The 20,408-nt window shown below is 47.9% G+C and carries 23 protein-coding genes and 1 other annotated feature (1 of these 24 cut by a window edge); all 23 genes read left to right on the forward strand.

Annotation, left to right across the window (positions count from 1 at the left end; genetic code table 11):
- Positions 1 to 27, forward strand: a sequence feature (ribosomal protein L10 leader region); it begins 137 nt to the left of the window's first position.
- A gap of 97 nt (positions 28 to 124) precedes the next feature.
- The 23 genes from rplJ (at position 125) to rplX (ending at position 20,380) form a co-directional block, all read left to right on the forward strand.
- Positions 125 to 637, forward strand: coding sequence for a 50S ribosomal protein L10 (gene rplJ, locus FPZ49_RS28080; RefSeq protein WP_144853483.1), 513 nt, complete (start codon positions 125 to 127; stop codon positions 635 to 637).
- Between the two features lie 56 nt (positions 638 to 693).
- Positions 694 to 1,056 (forward strand): 50S ribosomal protein L7/L12, encoded by a 363-nt coding sequence (rplL, locus tag FPZ49_RS28085; RefSeq protein WP_144853486.1) that lies wholly within the window; start codon positions 694 to 696, stop codon positions 1,054 to 1,056.
- Between the two features lie 81 nt (positions 1,057 to 1,137).
- The gene (locus FPZ49_RS28090) at positions 1,138 to 1,734 is read left to right on the forward strand and encodes a class I SAM-dependent methyltransferase (protein WP_144853489.1); all 597 of its coding nucleotides are present in this window, start codon (positions 1,138 to 1,140) and stop codon (positions 1,732 to 1,734) included.
- Between the two features lie 340 nt (positions 1,735 to 2,074).
- Positions 2,075 to 5,629, forward strand: a complete 3,555-nt coding sequence (gene rpoB, locus FPZ49_RS28095; RefSeq protein ID WP_144853492.1) for a DNA-directed RNA polymerase subunit beta — start codon at positions 2,075 to 2,077, stop codon at positions 5,627 to 5,629.
- 154 nt (positions 5,630 to 5,783) lie between these two features.
- Positions 5,784 to 9,404: a DNA-directed RNA polymerase subunit beta' gene (gene rpoC / locus FPZ49_RS28100; RefSeq protein ID WP_144853495.1), complete on the forward strand. Its 3,621-nt coding sequence runs from the start codon at positions 5,784 to 5,786 to the stop codon at positions 9,402 to 9,404.
- A gap of 145 nt (positions 9,405 to 9,549) precedes the next feature.
- Positions 9,550 to 9,801, forward strand: coding sequence for a ribosomal L7Ae/L30e/S12e/Gadd45 family protein (locus tag FPZ49_RS28105; protein WP_144853498.1), 252 nt, complete (start codon positions 9,550 to 9,552; stop codon positions 9,799 to 9,801).
- A 128-nt stretch (positions 9,802 to 9,929) separates the two neighbouring features.
- Positions 9,930 to 10,349: a 30S ribosomal protein S12 gene (gene rpsL, locus FPZ49_RS28110; protein WP_144853501.1), complete on the forward strand. Its 420-nt coding sequence runs from the start codon at positions 9,930 to 9,932 to the stop codon at positions 10,347 to 10,349.
- 43 nt (positions 10,350 to 10,392) lie between these two features.
- Positions 10,393 to 10,863 (forward strand): 30S ribosomal protein S7, encoded by a 471-nt coding sequence (rpsG, locus tag FPZ49_RS28115; protein ID WP_144853503.1) that lies wholly within the window; start codon positions 10,393 to 10,395, stop codon positions 10,861 to 10,863.
- A gap of 33 nt (positions 10,864 to 10,896) precedes the next feature.
- Positions 10,897 to 12,972 (forward strand): elongation factor G, encoded by a 2,076-nt coding sequence (fusA, locus tag FPZ49_RS28120; RefSeq protein WP_144853506.1) that lies wholly within the window; start codon positions 10,897 to 10,899, stop codon positions 12,970 to 12,972.
- Positions 12,973 to 13,005: 33 nt separating this feature from the next.
- Positions 13,006 to 14,196, forward strand: a complete 1,191-nt coding sequence (gene tuf / locus FPZ49_RS28125) for an elongation factor Tu (protein ID WP_144853509.1) — start codon at positions 13,006 to 13,008, stop codon at positions 14,194 to 14,196.
- A gap of 243 nt (positions 14,197 to 14,439) precedes the next feature.
- Entirely contained in the window at positions 14,440 to 14,748 is a 309-nt protein-coding gene (rpsJ, locus tag FPZ49_RS28130; RefSeq protein ID WP_005544556.1) for a 30S ribosomal protein S10, read from the forward strand.
- 54 nt (positions 14,749 to 14,802) lie between these two features.
- Positions 14,803 to 15,429, forward strand: a complete 627-nt coding sequence (rplC, locus tag FPZ49_RS28135; RefSeq protein ID WP_144853512.1) for a 50S ribosomal protein L3 — start codon at positions 14,803 to 14,805, stop codon at positions 15,427 to 15,429.
- Positions 15,430 to 15,453: 24 nt separating this feature from the next.
- Positions 15,454 to 16,077 carry a 50S ribosomal protein L4 gene (gene rplD / locus FPZ49_RS28140; protein ID WP_144853515.1) on the forward strand — a complete coding sequence of 208 codons (624 nt, stop codon included), beginning with the start codon at positions 15,454 to 15,456 and terminating at the stop codon, positions 16,075 to 16,077.
- A complete protein-coding gene (rplW, locus tag FPZ49_RS28145) occupies positions 16,077 to 16,367 on the forward strand; it encodes a 50S ribosomal protein L23 (protein ID WP_144853518.1) in 291 nt (96 codons plus the stop codon). Before rplD ends, rplW begins: the two co-directional genes overlap by 1 nt.
- Positions 16,368 to 16,397: 30 nt before the next feature.
- The gene (gene rplB / locus FPZ49_RS28150) at positions 16,398 to 17,228 is read left to right on the forward strand and encodes a 50S ribosomal protein L2 (RefSeq protein WP_144853521.1); all 831 of its coding nucleotides are present in this window, start codon (positions 16,398 to 16,400) and stop codon (positions 17,226 to 17,228) included.
- 39 nt (positions 17,229 to 17,267) lie between these two features.
- Complete coding sequence (rpsS, locus tag FPZ49_RS28155; RefSeq protein WP_144853524.1) at positions 17,268 to 17,552, forward strand: 30S ribosomal protein S19; 285 nt, start codon at positions 17,268 to 17,270, stop codon at positions 17,550 to 17,552.
- 47 nt (positions 17,553 to 17,599) lie between these two features.
- Entirely contained in the window at positions 17,600 to 17,935 is a 336-nt protein-coding gene (gene rplV, locus FPZ49_RS28160) for a 50S ribosomal protein L22 (RefSeq protein WP_144853527.1), read from the forward strand.
- Positions 17,936 to 17,948: 13 nt separating this feature from the next.
- On the forward strand, positions 17,949 to 18,614 hold the full coding sequence (rpsC, locus tag FPZ49_RS28165) for a 30S ribosomal protein S3 (protein WP_144853530.1): 666 nt from the start codon (positions 17,949 to 17,951) through the stop codon (positions 18,612 to 18,614).
- A gap of 2 nt (positions 18,615 to 18,616) precedes the next feature.
- Positions 18,617 to 19,051, forward strand: a complete 435-nt coding sequence (gene rplP, locus FPZ49_RS28170) for a 50S ribosomal protein L16 (RefSeq protein WP_144853533.1) — start codon at positions 18,617 to 18,619, stop codon at positions 19,049 to 19,051.
- Entirely contained in the window at positions 19,041 to 19,241 is a 201-nt protein-coding gene (gene rpmC / locus FPZ49_RS28175) for a 50S ribosomal protein L29 (RefSeq protein WP_013921153.1), read from the forward strand. The genes rplP and rpmC overlap by 11 nt, the downstream gene beginning before the upstream one ends.
- Positions 19,242 to 19,264: 23 nt before the next feature.
- A complete protein-coding gene (gene rpsQ, locus FPZ49_RS28180) occupies positions 19,265 to 19,528 on the forward strand; it encodes a 30S ribosomal protein S17 (RefSeq protein WP_144853536.1) in 264 nt (87 codons plus the stop codon).
- A gap of 41 nt (positions 19,529 to 19,569) precedes the next feature.
- On the forward strand, positions 19,570 to 19,938 hold the full coding sequence (gene rplN / locus FPZ49_RS28185; RefSeq protein ID WP_144853539.1) for a 50S ribosomal protein L14: 369 nt from the start codon (positions 19,570 to 19,572) through the stop codon (positions 19,936 to 19,938).
- Positions 19,939 to 20,026: 88 nt separating this feature from the next.
- Positions 20,027 to 20,380 (forward strand): 50S ribosomal protein L24, encoded by a 354-nt coding sequence (rplX, locus tag FPZ49_RS28190; protein ID WP_222429976.1) that lies wholly within the window; start codon positions 20,027 to 20,029, stop codon positions 20,378 to 20,380.
- Positions 20,381 to 20,408 lie beyond the last annotated feature (28 nt).

Genomic DNA, 20,408 nt, shown 5'->3' on the forward strand with positions numbered 1-20,408 from the left:
TCTGCGAAGGCATTTCGCTTTTAATGGCGGATGCTTTCGTAGAACACGAATGTGAACGAGTTGTTTACGAGATAGGCTTCGAAATGTAGAGCAAGCATACTGCTACATGAAAAGAGGTGCAAATATGGCAAACACAAAAGTTCTCGAGCAAAAAGCGGCACAAGTAGCTGAGATCAGCGAGAAGCTGAAAGAAAGCTCTTGTACGATTGTTGCGGATTACCGCGGATTGAACGTAGCTCAAGTAACTGAGCTTCGTAAACAGCTGCGTGAAGCCGGCATTGAATTCCAAGTGTTGAAAAACACAGTGGTTCGCCGTGCGACTGCAAGCGTTGAATTGTCTGCACTGGATGAATACTTGACCGGTCCTACCGCGATTGCATTCAGCAAAGACGAAATCGTAGCTCCAGCAAAAATCTTGTCTGATTTCGCTAAGAAAAACGACAAGCTGAGCGTAAAAGCGGGTGTGGTTGAAGGTAAAGTCGTTGACGTTACTCAAATCCAAGCTTTGGCAGCATTGCCTTCCAGAGAAGGCCTTCTGTCCATGTTGCTCAGCGTGCTTCAAGCTCCTATGCGCAACTTCGCCCTTGCGGTTAAGGCTGTTGCAGAGAAGCAAGAAGGCGGAGCGCAAGAAGCTTAATTGTTTTAGCTTTTTCCAAAAAAATAATCTATCGAAGATACAATGGAGGTTTAACCATGAGCAAAGAGCAAATCTTGGAAGCCATTAAAGGCATGACTGTACTTGAACTGAACGACCTGGTTAAAGCAATCGAAGAGGAGTTCGGCGTAACAGCAGCAGCTCCGGTTGCAGTAGTAGCTGGCGGCGGCGCAGCAGAAGTTGCTGAGCAAACTGAATTCGACGTAATCTTGATGAACGCTGGTGCTTCCAAAATCAACGTTATCAAAGTTGTTCGCGAAATCACAGGCCTTGGCTTGAAAGAAGCTAAAGATCTCGTAGACGGCGCACCTAAGCCGCTTAAAGAGAAAATCGGTAAAGAAGAAGCTGAAGGTATCAAAGCTAAATTGACAGAAGCAGGCGCTACTGTTGAAGTGAAGTAATTTCAGCTTAAAGCACCCCTTGCAGAGGCGACTCTTCAAGGGGTTTTCCTTTTCGAAGTAGAGTGAAGGAGGGGTAATCGCTTGTCGGAGCACTATTATACAAAGAAGCCGAGCGTTGCGCATGATCTGCATACAATTGAAGAAACGATGCGCGGTCGTAAATATGTGTTTACAACAGATGCCGGTGTATTCTCCAAGCGGGGGGTGGATTACGGATCAAGGCTGCTGGTCGAAACCATGCAGTTTGCAGAGGGCGCGCGGGTATTGGATGTCGGCTGTGGCTATGGAACGATGGGGCTTGCGGCGGCTGTGCTTGCAGTTCGGGGCTCGGTGACGATGGTGGACATCAATGAAAGAGCGATCGAGCTCGCAAAAAGCAACGCGGCTCGCAATCACATTTCGAATGTACATATTATGCAAAGTGATTTATTGGCGCAGGTAATGAATCAAAGCTTCGACGTGGTGTTGACGAATCCTCCGATTCGAGCAGGGAAGGAAACGGTGCATCGCATTTTCGAACAAGCACACGAGGTGCTCGTTCCAGGTGGAGCGCTGTGGGTTGTCATTCAGAAGAAGCAAGGAGCACCGTCGGCGGTGGCCAAGTTGGAGACGCTGTTTACCAAGGTGGAAGAAGTAGAACGCGACAAGGGGTATTGGATCCTGAAAGCCACCAAATAGCTTGAAAACCGATTTATACCGCAACAGGAAAAATGTTGACTTGCATTGCTCAATGTGGTACTATTATAAAATGTCAGCATTATGATTGGGTTTTATGTCTTTAGTTTGCTAAAATGTCAAGATATTTTTCGTGCCTGGTTGAATAAAATGTTGGCGTTATACGTATAATGTCTAAGTTTTAGGTACAACCTACATGGTATGAAGAAAATTATGGTAAGTTGAAGGATGGTCTCCAATTCATTGTTAAGTGATTAGAAGCTTTCTAAAGAAGTTCCAACTTCGGGCGGCAATTACTCGAGAAGGCTTCCAAGAGGCTTTTATTTTGTTCTATTGAGTAGACATGAGGGGTGAATCTAAGTTGGCGGGTCATCTTGTTCAATTAGGTCGACGTAAACGCAGGTCGTACGCGCGGATCAATGAGGTTCTGGAGGTTCCGAATCTGATTGAAATCCAACAAAAATCGTATCAATGGTTTTTGGATGAAGGATTGCGTGAAATGTTTCAGGATATTTCCCCGATTCAAGACTTTACGGGGAATTTAGTGCTGGAGTTTATCGATTATAGCTTGGGAGAGCCTAAGTATTCGGTAGATGAATCCAAGGAACGCGACGTCACCTTTGCAGCGCCGCTTCGTGTAAAAGTACGTCTGATCAATAAGGAAACCGGCGAGGTCAAGGAGCAGGAAGTCTTTATGGGCGATTTCCCTCTCATGACAGAAACGGGGACCTTTATCATCAATGGTGCCGAACGGGTTATCGTCAGTCAGCTGGTTCGTTCTCCTAGTGTTTATTTTAGCACGAAAGTGGACAAAAACGGCAAGAAAACTTATACCGCGACTGTCATTCCTAACCGTGGCGCATGGCTTGAGCTTGAAACGGATGCCAAGGATATCATTTACGTGCGGATCGACCGTACGCGTAAGATTCCAGTGACCGTATTGCTTAGAGCGCTTGGGTTCGGATCGGATGCGGAAATCATAGATTTGCTCGGTGATGACGAGTACATCCGCAATACGCTGGACAAAGATAACACCGATTCAACCGACAAAGCGTTGATCGAGATTTATGAGCGTCTCCGTCCGGGTGAGCCACCGACGTTGGATAACGCGAGAAGCTTGCTGATCGCACGTTTCTTCGATCCAAAGCGGTATGACTTGGCAAACGTGGGTCGTTACAAAATTAACAAAAAACTGCATATCAAAAACCGACTATTCAATCAGCGGTTGGCAGAAACCTTGGTTGATCCAGATACGGGTGAAATCATTGCGGAAGCGGGTCAGGTGATCGATCGTCGCTTGCTTGATGCCATCATACCGAACTTGGAGAACAACATCGGATTTAAGGAATATACGGCAGTGAATGGTGTGATGGAGACGAACCAAATTCCATTACAGACGATTAGCGTGTATTCTCCGATCGAGGATGGCAAAGTAGTTAAAGTCATTGCGAACGGCAAGATTGATAAGACGGTTAAGAATATTACTCCGGCAGACATTATTGCTTCGATTAACTATTTCATGGACTTACTTCATGGTATCGGAAGCACGGATGATATTGACCACTTGGGTAACCGTCGTTTGCGTTCGGTAGGCGAGTTGCTCCAGAACCAATTCCGTATCGGTCTATCCCGTATGGAGCGTGTGGTTCGTGAGCGGATGTCGATCCAAGACGTCAACACGATTACGCCACAGCAGCTGATCAACATCAGACCGGTCATCGCGTCGATTAAAGAGTTCTTTGGAAGCTCCCAGCTGTCGCAGTTTATGGATCAGACGAACCCGCTGGCCGAGTTGACGCATAAGCGTCGTTTGTCTGCACTGGGACCTGGTGGTTTGACGAGAGAGCGGGCGGGCTTTGAAGTGCGCGACGTGCATCACTCCCACTATGGGCGGATGTGTCCGATTGAGACGCCTGAGGGACCGAACATCGGTTTGATCAACTCGCTGTCTACTTTTGCAAGAGTGAACGAGTTCGGATTTATTGAGGCGCCATATCGCCACGTAGATCCGAATACCGGCGTGGTAACCGATGATATCGCTTATCTGACGGCGGATGAAGAGGATAACTACGTAGTCGCACAGGCGAATGCTGAACTGACTGAAGACGGCAAATTCGCCAATGATTCCGTTATCGTGCGTTACAAGGATGATATCCTGACGCTTTCAAAAGATCGGGTAGACTACATGGACGTTTCGCCGAAGCAGGTTGTGTCCGTAGCTACGGCGCTCATTCCGTTTCTTGAGAACGATGACTCCAACCGTGCGCTCATGGGTTCCAACATGCAGCGGCAGGCCGTTCCGCTTTTGATTCCAAAGGCGCCTCTCGTAGGTACAGGGATGGAGCACAAATCCGCGAAGGATTCCGGGGTTTGTATCGTATCCAAAGTGAACGGTGTTGTAGAACGCGTATCCGCTAATGAGATTTGGGTCCGCCGCCAGGAGATGGTGGATGGCCGTCTGGTGAACGGGGATCTCGTTAAGCATAAACTGCATAAATTTTTGCGCTCCAACCAAGGGACTTGCATTAACCAACGTCCGATTTGCCACAAAGGCGAGCAAGTTCGCGTAGGTGACATTTTGGCGGACGGTCCTTCGACGGAGCAAGGAGAATTGGCGCTGGGCCGTAACGTAGTCGTCGCGTTTATGACGTGGGAAGGCTACAACTACGAGGATGCCATTCTGCTAAGCGAAAAGCTGGTGAAGGAAGATGTGTACACTTCCATTCACATTGAAGAATATGAATCCGAATCCCGCGATACGAAGCTGGGTCCGGAAGAAATCACTCGCGACATTCCGAACGTTGGGGAAGACGCGCTCAAGAATCTCGACGAGCGCGGCATTATCCGTGTCGGTGCAGAGATTGCCGCTGGCGACATTCTCGTTGGTAAAGTAACGCCTAAAGGGGTTACGGAGCTTACGGCGGAAGAGCGTCTCCTGCACGCAATCTTCGGTGAGAAAGCGCGCGAAGTTCGTGATACCTCTCTCCGTGTACCGCACGGTACCGATGGTATTGTCGTAGATGTCAAAGTATTTACCCGTGAGAATGGCGACGAGCTTCCTCCTGGGGTTAACCAATTGGTACGCGTCTATATCGCTCAGAAACGGAAAATTTCCGAAGGCGATAAAATGGCGGGTCGCCACGGTAACAAAGGGGTTATCGCACGCATCCTGCCAGAAGAGGACATGCCGTTCATGCCGGATGGCACACCTGTAGAAGTCGTTCTTAACCCGTTGGGCGTACCTTCGCGGATGAACATCGGTCAGGTGCTTGAGGTTCACTTGGGGATGGCGGCAAGATTCCTTGGTATTCACACAGCATCTCCTGTATTTGACGGAGCGCGTGAGTATGACGTGTTTGATGCGATGGAAGAAGCTGGCATGCAGCGTAACGGTAAGACGTTGCTCTACGATGGTCGTACCGGTGATCCGTTTGAACGTGAAGTTACAGTCGGCGTCATGTACATGATCAAACTGGCGCACATGGTTGATGATAAGATTCATGCGCGGTCCACTGGACCGTACTCGTTGGTTACGCAGCAACCGCTCGGTGGTAAAGCACAGTTCGGTGGACAGCGTTTCGGGGAGATGGAGGTATGGGCGCTTGAAGCTTACGGTGCCGCATATACTCTGCAAGAAATTTTGACTGTCAAATCCGATGACGTGGTTGGACGCGTGAAGACCTACGAATCGATTGTTAAAGGTGAGAATGTTCCTGAGCCGGGTGTTCCGGAATCCTTCAAGGTATTGATCAAAGAGCTTCAAAGCTTGGGTATGGACGTTAAGATCCTCTCCGAGAACGAAGAAGAGATCGAGATGAAGGAAATGGACGATGACGACGAGGTAACCAGCGATAAGCTGAATCTCAATCTTGAAGGCGCAGAGCTCGGTGTAGAATAAGGGCTGCAGCGCAGGACGTTAGTAAAGTGGGCCACTAAGCACACAAGTAGGATCATGGGCATCGGCCGCAGGGTCGGTGTCTATGGTCATCACGAATAACACTTCGCATCCTAAGATGCAGTAAGTTCCACAATAGCTGGAGGAGGGTTGCTCCTTGATCGACGTCAACAATTTTGAATTCATGAAGATCGGCTTGGCTTCACCCGACAAAATCCGTTCATGGTCGCGCGGCGAAGTAAAGAAGCCTGAAACGATTAACTATAGGACGCTAAAGCCTGAAAAAGAAGGCTTGTTCTGTGAGAAAATCTTTGGACCGACGAAGGATTGGGAGTGCCATTGCGGTAAATACAAGCGAGTGCGTTATAAAGGCGTAGTCTGTGACCGTTGCGGAGTTGAAGTAACCCGCCAAAAGGTGCGCCGTGAGCGTATGGGGCACATCGAGCTCGCTGCTCCGGTATCCCACATCTGGTATTTCAAAGGTATTCCTAGCCGCATGGGCTTGGCACTGGATATGTCTCCGCGTTCGCTTGAGGAGATCATTTACTTCGCATCTTATGTTGTAACGGATCCAGGGGATACGCCGCTGGAGAAGAAGCAGCTGCTGTCGGAGAAAGAATACCGCAGCTATCGTGAAAAGTATGGTTACGCGTTCCAAGCTGGAATGGGTGCCGAAGCGGTGAAAAAGCTGCTCCAGGATATCGACATCGAGAAAGAAGTCGAGATGCTGAAGGAAGAACTGAAAACCGCACAAGGCCAACGCCGCAATCGCGCGATTAAGCGCCTTGAGGTTATGGAAGCGTTCCGGAATTCGAAGAACTTGCCTGGTTGGATGGTTCTTGATGTATTGCCGGTTATTCCGCCAGAGCTTCGCCCGATGGTGCAGCTCGACGGAGGACGTTTCGCTACATCTGACTTGAACGACTTGTATCGCCGTGTAATTAACCGTAACAACCGTCTGAAGAGACTGCTGGATCTCGGAGCGCCGGACATCATCGTGCAGAACGAGAAGCGCATGCTGCAAGAAGCAGTTGACGCGTTGATTGACAACGGCCGTCGCGGGCGTCCTGTTACAGGTCCGGGTAACCGTCCTTTGAAATCCCTCAGCCACATGCTGAAAGGTAAACAAGGTCGTTTCCGTCAGAACTTGCTGGGTAAGCGGGTAGACTACTCCGGTCGTTCCGTTATCGTCGTAGGGCCTAGCTTGAAGATGTACCAATGTGGACTTCCAAAAGAAATGGCGTTGGAGCTGTTCAAGCCTTTCGTAATGAAAGAGCTTGTGAATAAAGGTCTTGCTCATAACATCAAGAGCGCGAAGCGTAAAGTAGAGCGTGTGAGTCCGGAAGTTTGGGATGTGCTTGAAGAAGTCATTAAGGAGCATCCAGTACTGCTGAACCGTGCCCCTACGCTTCACAGATTGGGGATCCAGGCGTTCGAACCGATCCTGGTTGAAGGACGCGCCATTAAGCTTCATCCGCTCGTATGTACAGCCTATAACGCTGACTTCGACGGTGACCAAATGGCGGTTCACGTTCCATTGTCGGCGGAAGCCCAGGCAGAAGCGCGCGTACTGATGCTTGCTTCAGGGAACATTCTTAACCCTAAGGACGGTAAACCGGTTGTTACACCATCTCAGGATATGGTCTTGGGAAGCTTCTACTTGACCACAGAGAACAAAAATTCGCAAGGATCTGGAACGATTCTTCGTACCGTTTCCGAAGCTGTTTCCTTGTATCAACGTGGCGAAGCGTCCCTGCATGCACGTGTTGCAATTCCTGCCAAAGCTTTGGGTAAGACCAGCTTTACGCCGGAGCAACAAGAAGCGATGTTGATTACAACCGTTGGTAAAATCATTTTCAACGAAATCTATCCGAAGGATTTCCCATTCATCAATGAGGCAACTAAGCCGAATTTGATTAACGGTCCAGCGGATCGATATTTCGTATTCGATAAAGGCGGAGACATTCGTAAGCAGATGAATGAGCTGCCGGAAACGAAAGCCGTTGGTAAAGACTATCTTGGTAATATCATTGCGGAATGCTTCCGTAAATACCATACAACTCAAACCTCGGTAATTCTCGATAACATCAAGCAACTCGGGTTTACTTACTCGACTCGTGCAGGGATTACGATCGCTGTAGCCGATGTTACAGTTCCGCAGGAAAAAGTTAGGATTCTTCAAGAGTCGGATGAGAAAGTCAAGGTTGTTACAAATCAGTATCGCCGCGGCTTAATTACCGATGATGAAAGATATGACCGTGTTATTGCGATCTGGAGTAAAGCTAAGGATGAACTGACGGATATCCTGATGAAATCCCTGGATAAGTACAACTCCATCAATATGATGGTGGAATCCAAAGCACGGGGTAATAAATCGCAGATTACTCAGCTTGGCGGGATGCGCGGTCTCATGGCTAACCCGTCCGGTAAAATCATCGAGTTGCCAATCAAATCGAACTTCCGTGAAGGTCTTACCGTCTTGGAGTACTTTATCTCCACACACGGTGCACGAAAAGGTTTGGCGGACACGGCACTTCGGACAGCGGACTCCGGGTATTTGACGCGTCGTTTGGTCGACGTTGCGCAGGACGTGATCGTTCGCGACGAAGATTGCGGCACAGACAAGGGCTTCCTTGTCAGCCGGATCCAGGACGGCAAAGAGGTTATTGAGGATCTGTACGACCGTATCGAAGGACGTTATTCCTTTGAGACGATTCGTCATCCGCAAACTGGTGAAATTATTGTTTCCCGCAACGATTTAATTGAAGCAAACATTGCCGACCAGATTATCGACGCGGGCATTGAAAAGCTGCAAATTCGTTCTGTACTGAGCTGCCGTTCCAGACATGGCGTTTGTAAAAAATGCTATGGTCGTAACTTGGCGACTGGTCAGCACGTCGAGATCGGGGAAGCGGTTGGTATCATCGCTGCACAATCGATCGGTGAACCGGGAACTCAGCTCACGATGCGTACGTTCCATACCGGGGGCGTAGCAGGGGACGATATCACTCAAGGTTTGCCGCGGATTCAAGAGCTCTTTGAAGCTCGAAATCCGAAAGGTCAAGCGATCATTTCCGAAATCGACGGAGTCGTTAAGGAAATTCGTGAAGCCAAGGATCGCCGGGAAATTGAAGTGCAGGGTGAAGCGGAGAACAAGGTGTATTCCGTACCTTACGGTTCTCGTGTTCGTGTAACAGCGAATCAGGCCGTTGAAGCCGGCGATGAACTGACAGACGGTTCGATCGATCCGAAAGAAATGCTGCGCATTAAGGGTATTCGTGGCGTGCAGAACTACATTTTGCAAGAAGTTCAACGCGTTTACCGAAACCAAGGGGTGGAAATCAACGACAAGCACGTTGAGGTTATGATCCGCCAAATGCTACGCAAAATAAGAATCGTCGATGCAGGTAACACAACGTTGCTGCCTGGATCGTTCGTAGATATGCACGAGTACGAAGAAGCAAACAAGGTTGCACTATTCGCTGGTGAAGAGCCGGCGGTTGCGAAGCCTATTTTGCTCGGGATTACCAAGGCATCGCTCGAGACGGATTCCTTCTTGTCTGCAGCTTCCTTCCAAGAAACGACTCGTGTCCTGACGGATGCAGCGATCAAGGGTAAGGTTGACCAACTGCTCGGCTTGAAAGAAAATGTCATCATCGGTAAGCTGATCCCGGCAGGTACGGGGATGGCGAGATACCGCAACATCCGGATTACCGATCCGAATGCGGAAGAACTGGATGAATCATTTGATGAAGCAGAAGCTGTTACTGTAGAATAAGGATGAGGCGGCCGCCTTCAAAAAAATGGATTGTAAAATCTATTTGAAGGCGGTCGACTATTCTTGACACGGTATGGTTGAAGTGCTAATATATCAAAGTGTGCCATTTTGGGTGACCAGCTGAGCGCTTTGGAGGATGTGCAACATGTCTTACGATAAAGTGAAGCAGGCTGTGAAGATCACAACTGGCACGAAGCAAGCGACAAGAATGGTTGAGCTAGGAATAGCTACGGAAGTCTTCGTTGCTAAAGATGCAGATCCGCGAATTACGATAAAGATGATTAACCTCTGCGAGACTCTGGGGGTTAAAGTGACATACGTGGACTCCATGAAAATGTTAGGTAAAGCGTGTGGAATCGAAGTAGGCGCCGCGATGGCGGCTGTTGTGAATGAATAAATAAAATGTTTTTGTCTGAGAAAATGCAAGAAAGTCGACGACAAAAACTTTTGCTTTGCTCATTTACGATTCGCCTGGATCTGTGGGCTTGAAATTGAAAGATCATTATCTTGAAGGAGGTGGCCAATATGCCAACAATTAACCAGCTCGTTCGTAAAGGACGCCAAGCTAAAGTTGTTAAATCCAAGTCCCCAGCTCTGCAAAGAGGCTTCAATGCCTTGAAGAGAGAAGCGACGGATCAAAGCTCTCCGCAAAAACGCGGTGTTTGTACTCGTGTAGGTACAATGACGCCAAAGAAACCGAACTCCGCCCTTCGTAAGTATGCGCGTGTTCGTTTGACTAACCGTGTTGAGGTTACTGCCTACATCCCGGGTATCGGACACAACCTGCAAGAGCACAGCGTTGTTCTGATTCGCGGCGGTCGTGTTAAGGATCTTCCAGGGGTTCGTTACCACATCGTTCGTGGTGCGCTTGATACTGCAGGCGTGAACAACCGTAAACAAGCTCGTTCCAAGTACGGCGCTAAGCGTCCGAAAGTGAAGAAGTAATACCAAATCCTAAGAATGAACTTTTTTAGAAAGGGGGATAACTATGCCTCGTAAAGGTCCAGTTACTCGCAGAGACGTATTGCCAGATCCGATTTACAACAGCAAGCTTGTTACCCGTCTGATCAACCGAATCATGATTGATGGTAAAAGAGGAACAGCCCAGACAATTCTTTATAACGCATTCAACTTGATTCAAGAACGCACTGGTAAAGAACCTATGGAAGTGTTCGAAACAGCGATCAAAAACATTATGCCTGTTCTTGAAGTTAAAGCTCGCCGTGTTGGGGGTGCTAACTACCAAGTACCGGTAGAAGTTAGACCAGATCGCCGTACCACCTTGGGTCTTCGCTGGCTCGTGAACTACTCCCGCCTTCGCGGTGAGAAGACGATGGAAGAAAGATTGGCTCAAGAAATCATTGATGCAAGCAACAGCACAGGTGCTTCCGTTAAGAAACGCGAAGACACACACAAGATGGCAGAAGCCAACAAGGCGTTCGCGCACTATCGTTGGTAAAATAATTCCTATTTATAGGAAGGAGACAACCTAATGGCTAGAGAGTTCTCCTTAAAAGATACACGTAATATCGGGATTATGGCGCATATCGATGCCGGTAAAACGACTACAACTGAGCGTATTCTGTTCTATACAGGCCGCGTGCACAAGATCGGTGAAGTTCACGAGGGTGCAGCTACAATGGACTGGATGGCACAGGAGCAAGAGCGCGGAATTACAATCACTTCCGCTGCTACTACAGCTCAATGGAAAGGTCACCGCATCAATATTATCGACACCCCGGGGCACGTTGACTTCACTGTAGAAGTAGAACGCTCCCTGCGTGTATTGGACGGAGCAGTAGGTGTATTCAGTGCGAAAGAAGGCGTTGAACCGCAATCGGAAACCGTTTGGAGACAAGCGGACCGTTATAGTGTTCCTCGGATTGCTTATGTTAATAAGATGGACATTATCGGTGCAGACTTCCTTCAAGTTATTGAGTCGATGAAAGCGAAGCTTGGTGCTAACGCTGTAGCGATTCAATTGCCAATCGGCGCTGAAAATGATTTTGTAGGTGCGATTGACTTGATCGAGCGCGTGGCTTATGTCTACAAAGACGATCTTGGCAAAGAGCCTATCAAATCGGAAATTCCTGCAGAGCTGAAAGACAAAGCTGAAGAGCTGCGTCTTGAGCTTGTAGAGAAAGTTGCCGAGCTTGACGAAGAGCTGATGATGAAATACCTGGAAGGCGAAGAGCTGACTGTGGAAGAAATCAAATCTGCGCTTCGTAAAGGCGTTTGCTCCGTTAAGATTTTCCCAGTAATCTGCGGATCTTCTTACCGGAACAAAGGCGTTCAAATGATGCTGGATGCCGTTATCGACTACTTGCCAGCTCCAATCGATGTGCCTGATATTAAAGGTACTCTTGAAGATGGTACAGAAGTAGTGCGGAAATCTGCTGATGATCAGCCGTTCTCTGCTCTGGCATTCAAAATCATGACAGATCCGTTTGTTGGTAAGTTGACGTTCTTCCGCGTATACTCTGGTGTTTTGAACTCCGGATCCTACGTATTGAATGCAACTAAAGGCAAGCGCGAACGTATCGGCCGTATCCTTCAAATGCATGCTAACAGCCGTCAAGAAATCGAAGTGGTATACTCCGGTGATATCGCGGCTGCAGTAGGCTTGAAAGATACCGTTACAGGCGATACGCTTTGTGATGAGAAGAACCCGGTTGTGCTTGAGTCCATGAACTTCCCTGAGCCGGTTATCCAGCTCGCGGTTGAGCCTAAGACTAAAGCAGACCAAGACAAAATGGGCGTTGCATTGTCCAAGCTGTCTGAAGAAGATCCAACCTTCCGTGCGCACACAGACGAAGAAACAGGCCAAACAATTATCTCTGGTATGGGTGAGCTTCACCTCGAGATTATTGTTGACCGTATGCTTCGTGAGTTCAAGGTAGAAACCAATGTGGGTAAACCACAGGTAGCTTACCGTGAAACATTCAAGCAAGCAGCGAAGGTAGAAGGTAAGTTCGTACGCCAATCCGGTGGCCGTGGTCAATACGGACATTGTTGGGTGGAGTTCGAGCCGCTTGAGCCAGGAACTGGCTTCCAGTTCGTAAGCAAGATCGTTGGTGGCGCAATTCCGAAGGAATTCGTTGCTCCGATCCAAGCAGGTATCGAAGAGTCGATGAAGAACGGCGTATACGCTGGCTTCCCGCTTGTTGATATCAAGGCGACCGTTGTAGACGGTTCTTACCATGATGTAGACTCCAGTGAGATGGCGTTTAAGATTGCTGGTTCCATGGCACTTAAGGCAGCTGCCGAGAAGTGTAAGCCAGTATTGCTTGAGCCAATCATGAAAGTCGAAGTTACGGTTCCTGAAGAGTATATGGGCGATGTAATGGGTGACCTGAACTCCCGCCGCGGACGCATTGAGGGAATGGACGCTCGCTTCGGAGCGCAAATCATCCGTGCGAAAGTACCTCTTTCCGAAATGTTCGGTTACTCCACGACACTTCGTTCCCGTACGCAAGGTCGCGGTGTATACTCGATGGAAATCTCGCATTATGAAGAAGTACCTAAGTCGATTGCAGAAGAAATCGTTGCAAAGAACAAAGGTGCTTAATATAAATTGATATTTTAAGGGAGGCTTCTTTCCATGGCAAAAGCGAAATTTGAACGTAATAAGCCGCACGTTAACATTGGTACCATCGGTCACGTTGACCACGGTAAAACAACTTTGACAGCGGCAATCACAACGGTTCTTTCCAAAAAATACGGCGGTGCAGCTGTAGCATTCGACCAAATCGATAAAGCTCCAGAAGAGCGCGAGCGCGGGATCACAATCTCCACAGCTCACGTTGAATACGAAACACCTAACCGTCACTATGCACACGTTGACTGCCCAGGCCACGCCGACTATGTTAAAAACATGATCACAGGCGCAGCTCAAATGGACGGCGCAATCCTGGTTGTATCCGCAGCTGACGGCCCAATGCCGCAAACTCGTGAGCACATCCTGTTGTCCCGCCAAGTAGGCGTACCTTACATCGTCGTGTTCTTGAACAAATGCGACATGGTTGAAGACGAAGAACTTCTTGAACTGGTTGAAATGGAAGTTCGCGACTTGCTGAATGAGTATGAGTTCCCAGGCGACGATACTCCAATCGTTCGCGGCGCAGCTCGTGAAGCTCTTCAAAACCCAGATGGCCCTTGGGCTGACAAAATCGTTGAGTTGTTCGAGCACATCGACTCCTACATCCCAACTCCACAACGCGATACTGACAAGCCTTTCTTGATGCCAGTAGAGGACGTGTTCACGATCACTGGTCGTGGTACCGTTGCTACAGGTCGTGTAGAGCGCGGTGTAGTTAAAGTAGGCGACGAGATCGAAATCATCGGTCTGGCTGAAGAAACTCGTAAATGCGTTGTTACAGGCGTAGAAATGTTCCGTAAGCTTCTTGACTCCGCTCAAGCGGGCGACAACATCGGCGCATTGCTTCGCGGTGTAGATCGTAAAGATATCGAGCGTGGACAAGTATTGGCTAAGCCAGGTTCCGTTAAGCCACACACGAACTTCGCGGCTCAAATCTACGTTCTGACTAAAGAAGAAGGTGGCCGTCACAAGCCTTTCTTCACTGGCTACCGTCCACAGTTCTACTTCCGTACAACGGACGTTACTGGTATCATCAACCTTCCAGAAGGTTCCGAAATGGTAATGCCTGGAGATAACGTTACAGTTACTGTTGAACTGATCGCTCCAATCGCTATCGAAGAAGGTACTCGCTTCGCGATTCGCGAAGGCGGCCGTACTGTAGGCGCTGGCGCTGTAGCAACAATCAGCAAGTAATAAATGGTCTTTTCGACCGGCCCTTCATCTTCCGATGAGGGGCTTTATATTTTTTTGGGCAAAGGCACACTTTTTCCTTGCTTTTTGTTTTTATTTTTGTTATTATAGTGAACGTTGGTCTGAGACGTTGCGATGATGTGAGAGGTTGCTGACACACCCGGCCCCTTTGCCATAGGGACGGCGTCAGGAGATTTTCACGGAGTATGTCCGATACTAAATTGGGCGATAGAAGGAGGGAATACTATGGCAAAGCAAAAGATTCGTATTCGTTTGAAGGCTTATGATCACAGAATTTTGGATCAATCCGCTGAGAAAATCGTGGAAACGGCCAAGCGTTCGGGTGCAGGAGTGTCTGGTCCGATTCCGCTTCCTACAGAGAAGCAAATCATCACCATTCTCCGCGCTGTTCACAAGTACAAAGATTCTCGTGAACAATTCGAAATGCGTACGCACAAACGTTTGATCGATATCGTAAATCCGACGCCGCAAACAGTCGATGCACTGATGCGTTTGGATCTGCCGTCCGGTGTGGACATTGAGATTAAACTGTAATATTACGCACATTGTGGATAAATACAAAGCAACAAAAGAAAAGAGGTGTCAACGATGACAAAAGGTATCTTAGGTAAAAAGCTTGGGATGACTCAAGTGTTTACTCCCGAAGGATTGGTTGTTCCTGTAACTGTAATTGAAGCAGGTCCTTGCACTGTGTTCCAGAAGAAGGATGCAGAAAACGACGGTTATGAAGCCATCCAAATCGGTTTTGCAGATAAGAAAGAAAAGCGTGCTAACAAACCTGAGTTGGGCCATGCGAAAAAAGCTGGCGCAACACCTAAGCGCTACGTTAAAGAAATCCGCGGCGTTCAAATGGGTGACTATGAAGTTGGCCAGGTAATCAAAGCTGACTTGTTCGCTGAGGGTGAATTCGTTGATGTAACGGGTACTTCCAAGGGTAAAGGTTTCCAAGGTGTTATCAAGAGACATAATCAATCCAGAGGTCCAATGGCTCACGGTTCCCGTTATCACCGCGGTCCAGGTTCCATGGGTTCGATTCAAGCCAACCGTGTTCCTAAAGGTAAAAACCTGCCAGGTCACATGGGTAAAGAAACAGTTACGATCCAGAAGCTTGAGGTCGTTAAAGTGGATACAGAGCGCAATGTGCTCCTCATTAAAGGTTCCATTCCAGGACCTAAAAACAGCTTCGTAACCGTGAAGTCTTCGGTGAAGAAGTAATAACGCGAGAAAGGAGGATAACAGATGCCTAAAGTAGCAGTATTTAATGTTAGTGGTGCCCAGGTAGGCGAAGTTGAGCTGTCCGAATCCGTATTCGGAATCGAGCCGCATGCTCATGCATTGAATGAAGCGGTATTGATGCAGCGCGCATCCCTTCGTGCTGGTACGCATAAAACAAAAGGTCGTTCTGAAGTGCGCGGCGGTGGCCGTAAGCCTTGGAAACAAAAAGGTACTGGTCGTGCCCGTCAAGGTAGTATCCGCTCTCCACAATGGAAAGGCGGCGGTATCGTATTTGGACCGACTCCACGCAGCTATTCTTACAAGCTGCCTAAGAAAGTTCGCCGTTTGGCAATCAAATCCGCGTTGTCTTCCAAGGTGAAAGCAAGCGAAATTATCGTTTTGGATCAGCTTACATTGGCTGCGCCTAAGACGAAAGAATTCGCAGCTATTTTGAACAACCTCAAAGTAGATCGCAAAGCATTGGTAGTGACTGCAGCTTATGACGAGAACGTAGCATTGTCCACACGTAACATTCCAGGCGTGAAGTTTGTCGCGGCTGAAGGGATCAACGTGCTTGATGTTATGGTTTACGACAAGCTGATCATCACGAAAGACGCGGTGCAAAAAGTAGAGGAGGTGTTTGCGTAATGAAAAACCCTCGCGATATTATTAAGCGCCCAATCATTACTGAACGTTCCAGCGAAATGATGGCTGACAAGAAATATGTTTTCGAAGTCGACATCCGTTCGAACAAAACAGAAGTGAAGCAAGCGATCGAGCAAATTTTCAAAGTGAAAGTTACGAATGTAAATACACTTAGAATGCCTGCTAAGCCAAAGCGTTATGGTCGTTATTCCGGTTATACTTCCGAGTGGAAGAAAGCCATCGTAACCCTGAGCGCAGACAGCAAAGAGCTGGAGTTCTTTGAATCGGTATAAGTAATCTTCTAAAGTAAGGAGGGAATCCACGTGCCAATCAAAAAATACAAACCAACGTCACCTGCTAGACGTGCGATGTCGGTTTCTACATTTGAAGAAATCACAACATCCACACCGGAGAAGTCGCTTTTGGCGCCTCTGAGCAAAAATGCAGGCCGTAACAACCAAGGTAAAATTACGGTTCGTCATCAAGGCGGCGGACACAAGCGTAAATACCGTATTATCGACTTCAAGCGGACGAAAGATGGAATACCCGGTAACGTTGCTACAATCGAGTATGATCCTAACCGCTCTGCTAACATCGCTTTGATCAACTATGCTGATGGTGAGAAGCGTTATATTCTCGCTCCTAAAGGTTTGAAAGTGGGCGACAAGATCGTTTCCGGTCCTGACGCGGACATCAAAATCGGTAACGCATTGCCGATGGAGAACATCCCAGTTGGTACAGTGATTCACAACATCGAGTTGAAGCCAGGCAAAGGCGGCCAATTGGTTCGCGCAGCTGGTACAGAAGCTCAACTTCTCGGTAAAGAGGATATTTACGTAATCGTACGTCTGTCCTCCGGTGAAATGAGAAGAATCTTGAAAGTTTGCCGCGCAACCATCGGTTCCGTAGGTAACGAAGATCACGAACTCGTGAAAATCGGTAAAGCTGGACGTTCCCGTTGGCTCGGCCAAAGACCGGAAGTTCGCGGTTCCGTAATGAACCCTAACGATCACCCTCACGGTGGTGGTGAAGGCCGTTCGCCAATCGGACGCAAATCTCCAATGTCTCCTTGGGGCAAACCGACACTTGGTTACAAAACTCGGAAGAAGAACAAAGCTTCCAATCAATATATTATTCGTCGCCGCACGAAATAATTTTGGTTTCGGTTCGGTTAAAGAAGGGAGGAACGAAGCATGGGTCGCAGTTTGAAAAAAGGGCCGTTTATTGATGGCTATCTTTTGAAGAAAGTTGAAGCTTTGGGAACTGAGGGCACTAAGAAGCAAGTAATCAAAACTTGGTCCCGCCGCTCCACGATTTTCCCGCAATTCATCGGCCACACATTTGCTGTTTATGATGGCAAGAAACATGTTCCGGTATATGTAACTGAAGATATGGTCGGACATAAGCTGGGTGAATTTGCTCCAACCCGTACTTACAAAGGTCACTCCGGTGATGACAAGAAAACGGGCAAGCGCTAAGAATTACTCGTGATATAGATTAGTTGTGAATGAGAGGAGGTACTTCCATGCAACAAGCTAAAGCTATTGCAAGATATGTCCGAATTGCTCCCCGTAAGGTTCAATTAGTTGTTGATTTGATCCGCGGTAAGCAAGTGGGTGAAGCGATCGCGATTTTGCGTCACACTCCAAAGTCGGCTTCCCCAGTCGTTGAGAAGCTTTTGAACTCGGCTATCGCCAATGCAGAGCATAACTACTCCTTGGATCCTAACAGTCTGGTAGTTAGCACTGTATTTGTAGATCAAGGTCCAACTTTGAAGAGATTCCGTCCTCGCGCTATGGGTCGTGCGAGCCGCATCAATAAACGTACCAGCCACATTACATTAGTGGTATCTGAGAAATAAGGAGGGATAACGTGTGGGTCAGAAAGTAAACCCGGTAGGACTTAGAGTAGGTATCATTCGCGACTGGGAATCCAAATGGTTCGCTGGAAAAGATTTCGGCGATCTCTTGATGGAAGACGTCAAAATTCGCGAATACTTAAAAGGCAAGCTGAAAGAATCCGCTGTTTCCCGCATCGAGATCGAGCGTGCGGCGAATCGCGTGAACGTTACGATTCATACGGCTAAGCCTGGTATGGTAATCGGTAAAGGCGGTTCCGAGGTTGAAGTAATCCGCGCTTACCTGTCCAAGTTGACGAACGGTAAGAAAGTTCATATCAACATCACTGAAATCAAAAACTCGGATCTGGATGCGATCTTGGTTGCAGAAAGCATTGCACAACAATTGGAGCGTCGCGTTTCCTTCCGTCGTGCATTGAAACAAGCTATCCAAAGAACTATGAGATCCGGCGCTAAAGGTATTAAAACATCGGTTAGCGGTCGTTTAGGCGGAGCGGAAATCGCTAGAACGGAAGGGTACAGCGAGGGTACGGTACCACTTCATACGCTGCGTGCAGACATCGACTACGGTACTGCGGAAGCACATACCACTTATGGTCGTATCGGCGTAAAAGTATGGATCTATCGTGGCGAAGTTCTTCCAACGGCTAAGAAAAAGGTCGCAACGGAAGGAGGCAACTAATCATGTTAGTTCCTAAACGTGTAAAACACCGCAAAGAGCACCGCGGCAATATGCGCGGCAACGCTAAAGGCGGAGCTGAAGTTCATTTCGGCGAATACGGTCTGCAAGCTCTTGAGCCGGCTTGGGTAACCAACCGTCAAATCGAAGCTGCCCGTATCGCGATGACTCGTTATATCAAACGTGGTGGTAAAGTTTGGATTAAGATTTTCCCTTCCAAGCCAATCACGCAAAAGCCGCTTGAAGTCCGGATGGGTAGCGGTAAAGGTAACGTTGAGAAATGGGTTGCTGTCGTTAAGCCAGGTAAAGTTCTGTTTGAACTTGCAGGCGTAAGCGAAGAAATTGCCCGTGAAGCTATGCGTCTCGCGTCTCACAAGCTGCCAATCAAGACGAAGTTTGTGAAAAGAGAAGAAGTGGGTGGTGAAGCAAATGAAAGCTAGTGAATTTCGCAACTTAACCACTGCTGAGATCGAACAAAAAATTGCCGGATTTAAAGAGCAACTCTTTAACCTCCGTTTTCAACTGGCTACCGGTCAACTGGATAATCCCGTACAAATTCAAAAAGTCCGCAAAGAGATTGCCCGGGCAAAAACTGTTTTGCGTGAAAGAGAATTGGGAATCACTAGTTAATGAATGAGAGAGGAGGATCTCACATGGCTGAACGCAACGAGCGTAAAACGCAAGTGGGTAAAGTAGTGAGTGACAAAATGGATAAAACCATTGTTGTTGCTGTAGAAACCTACAAAAAGCACGACTTGTACCACAAGCGCATCAAATACACCAAGAAGTTTAAGGCTCATGACGAAAACAATGAAGCTAACATCGGTGACGTTGTAGAAATCATGGAAACCCGCCCAATCTCCAAAGACAAGCGTTGGAGACTGGTTAAAGTAGTAGAAAAAGCGGTTATCGTTTAATATTAGTTCCTGGCATCAAGTCCGGAAGGAGGGAATACACAATGATTCAACCATTTACTCGTTTGGCCGTAGCTGACAACTCTGGTGCTAAATCGCTGATGTGTATCCGCGTATTGGGTGGTACGGGTCGCCGTACAGCTAATATCGGAGACTTAATCGTTTGCTCCGTGAAAGAAGCAACACCAGGTGGCGTTGTCAAAAAGGGTGACGTTGTTAAGGCTGTAGTTGTGCGTACGAGACGCGGTGCTCGTCGTAAGGACGGATCCTACATCACTTTTGATGAGAATGCAGCTGTTATCGTAAAAGAAGACAAGAGCCCTCGTGGCACTCGTATCTTTGGACCGGTAGCACGTGAACTCCGTGACAGAGATTTCATGAAAATCGTATCTCTGGCTCCAGAGGTTATCTAATTGTACGAAATAAGCTTTCAACGGAGAGCTTAAGCTAATCCTTACGAAGTCAGCATTCCTACGAATGCTCACAGGAGGTGTAAACGAAATGCCAAAACAACCGAAGAAACTCGAGTCCCATAACAATAAATTGCACGTTAAGAAAGAAGACAACGTATTTGTTATTACTGGGAAAGACAAAGGCAAAAAAGGCCGCGTACTCGCAGCGTTTCCTCGTGAAAACCGAGTGTTGGTTGAAGGTGTGAATCTAATCAAGAAGCACACTAAGCCATCCCAGCAAAATCCGCAAGGCGGCATCATTGAGCAAGAAGCTCCAATTCACGTGTCCAACGTGATGCTCATTGATCCAAAGAGCGGCCAACCTACACGTGTAGGTTACAAAGTGCTTGAGAACGGTAAAAAAGTCCGCGTCGCGAAAAAATCCGGCGAGGTTATCGATTAATCGTAAAGGTAAGAAAGGAGGTACATGG

The sequence above is a fragment of the Paenibacillus cremeus genome (genome assembly GCF_007786445.1).
Classification (GTDB): domain Bacteria; phylum Bacillota; class Bacilli; order Paenibacillales; family NBRC-103111; genus Paenibacillus_G; species Paenibacillus_G cremeus.

Bases quoted from the DNA above. Each gene is read 5' to 3' on its own strand.
- rplJ (WP_144853483.1), top strand. From the start codon at position 125: ATGGCAAACACAAAAGTTCTCGAGCAAAAAGCGGCACAAGTAGCTGAG.
- rplL (WP_144853486.1), top strand. From the start codon at position 694: ATGAGCAAAGAGCAAATCTTGGAAGCCATTAAAGGCATGACTGTACTT.
- rpoB (WP_144853492.1), top strand. From the start codon at position 2,075: ATGAGGGGTGAATCTAAGTTGGCGGGTCATCTTGTTCAATTAGGTCGA.
- FPZ49_RS28105 (WP_144853498.1), top strand. From the start codon at position 9,550: ATGTCTTACGATAAAGTGAAGCAGGCTGTGAAGATCACAACTGGCACG.
- rpsL (WP_144853501.1), top strand. From the start codon at position 9,930: ATGCCAACAATTAACCAGCTCGTTCGTAAAGGACGCCAAGCTAAAGTT.
- rpsG (WP_144853503.1), top strand. From the start codon at position 10,393: ATGCCTCGTAAAGGTCCAGTTACTCGCAGAGACGTATTGCCAGATCCG.
- fusA (WP_144853506.1), top strand. From the start codon at position 10,897: ATGGCTAGAGAGTTCTCCTTAAAAGATACACGTAATATCGGGATTATG.
- tuf (WP_144853509.1), top strand. From the start codon at position 13,006: ATGGCAAAAGCGAAATTTGAACGTAATAAGCCGCACGTTAACATTGGT.
- rpsJ (WP_005544556.1), top strand. From the start codon at position 14,440: ATGGCAAAGCAAAAGATTCGTATTCGTTTGAAGGCTTATGATCACAGA.
- rplC (WP_144853512.1), top strand. From the start codon at position 14,803: ATGACAAAAGGTATCTTAGGTAAAAAGCTTGGGATGACTCAAGTGTTT.
- rplD (WP_144853515.1), top strand. From the start codon at position 15,454: ATGCCTAAAGTAGCAGTATTTAATGTTAGTGGTGCCCAGGTAGGCGAA.
- rplW (WP_144853518.1), top strand. From the start codon at position 16,077: ATGAAAAACCCTCGCGATATTATTAAGCGCCCAATCATTACTGAACGT.
- rpsS (WP_144853524.1), top strand. From the start codon at position 17,268: ATGGGTCGCAGTTTGAAAAAAGGGCCGTTTATTGATGGCTATCTTTTG.
- rplV (WP_144853527.1), top strand. From the start codon at position 17,600: ATGCAACAAGCTAAAGCTATTGCAAGATATGTCCGAATTGCTCCCCGT.
- rplP (WP_144853533.1), top strand. From the start codon at position 18,617: ATGTTAGTTCCTAAACGTGTAAAACACCGCAAAGAGCACCGCGGCAAT.
- rpmC (WP_013921153.1), top strand. From the start codon at position 19,041: ATGAAAGCTAGTGAATTTCGCAACTTAACCACTGCTGAGATCGAACAA.
- rpsQ (WP_144853536.1), top strand. From the start codon at position 19,265: ATGGCTGAACGCAACGAGCGTAAAACGCAAGTGGGTAAAGTAGTGAGT.
- rplN (WP_144853539.1), top strand. From the start codon at position 19,570: ATGATTCAACCATTTACTCGTTTGGCCGTAGCTGACAACTCTGGTGCT.
- rplX (WP_222429976.1), top strand. From the start codon at position 20,027: ATGCCAAAACAACCGAAGAAACTCGAGTCCCATAACAATAAATTGCAC.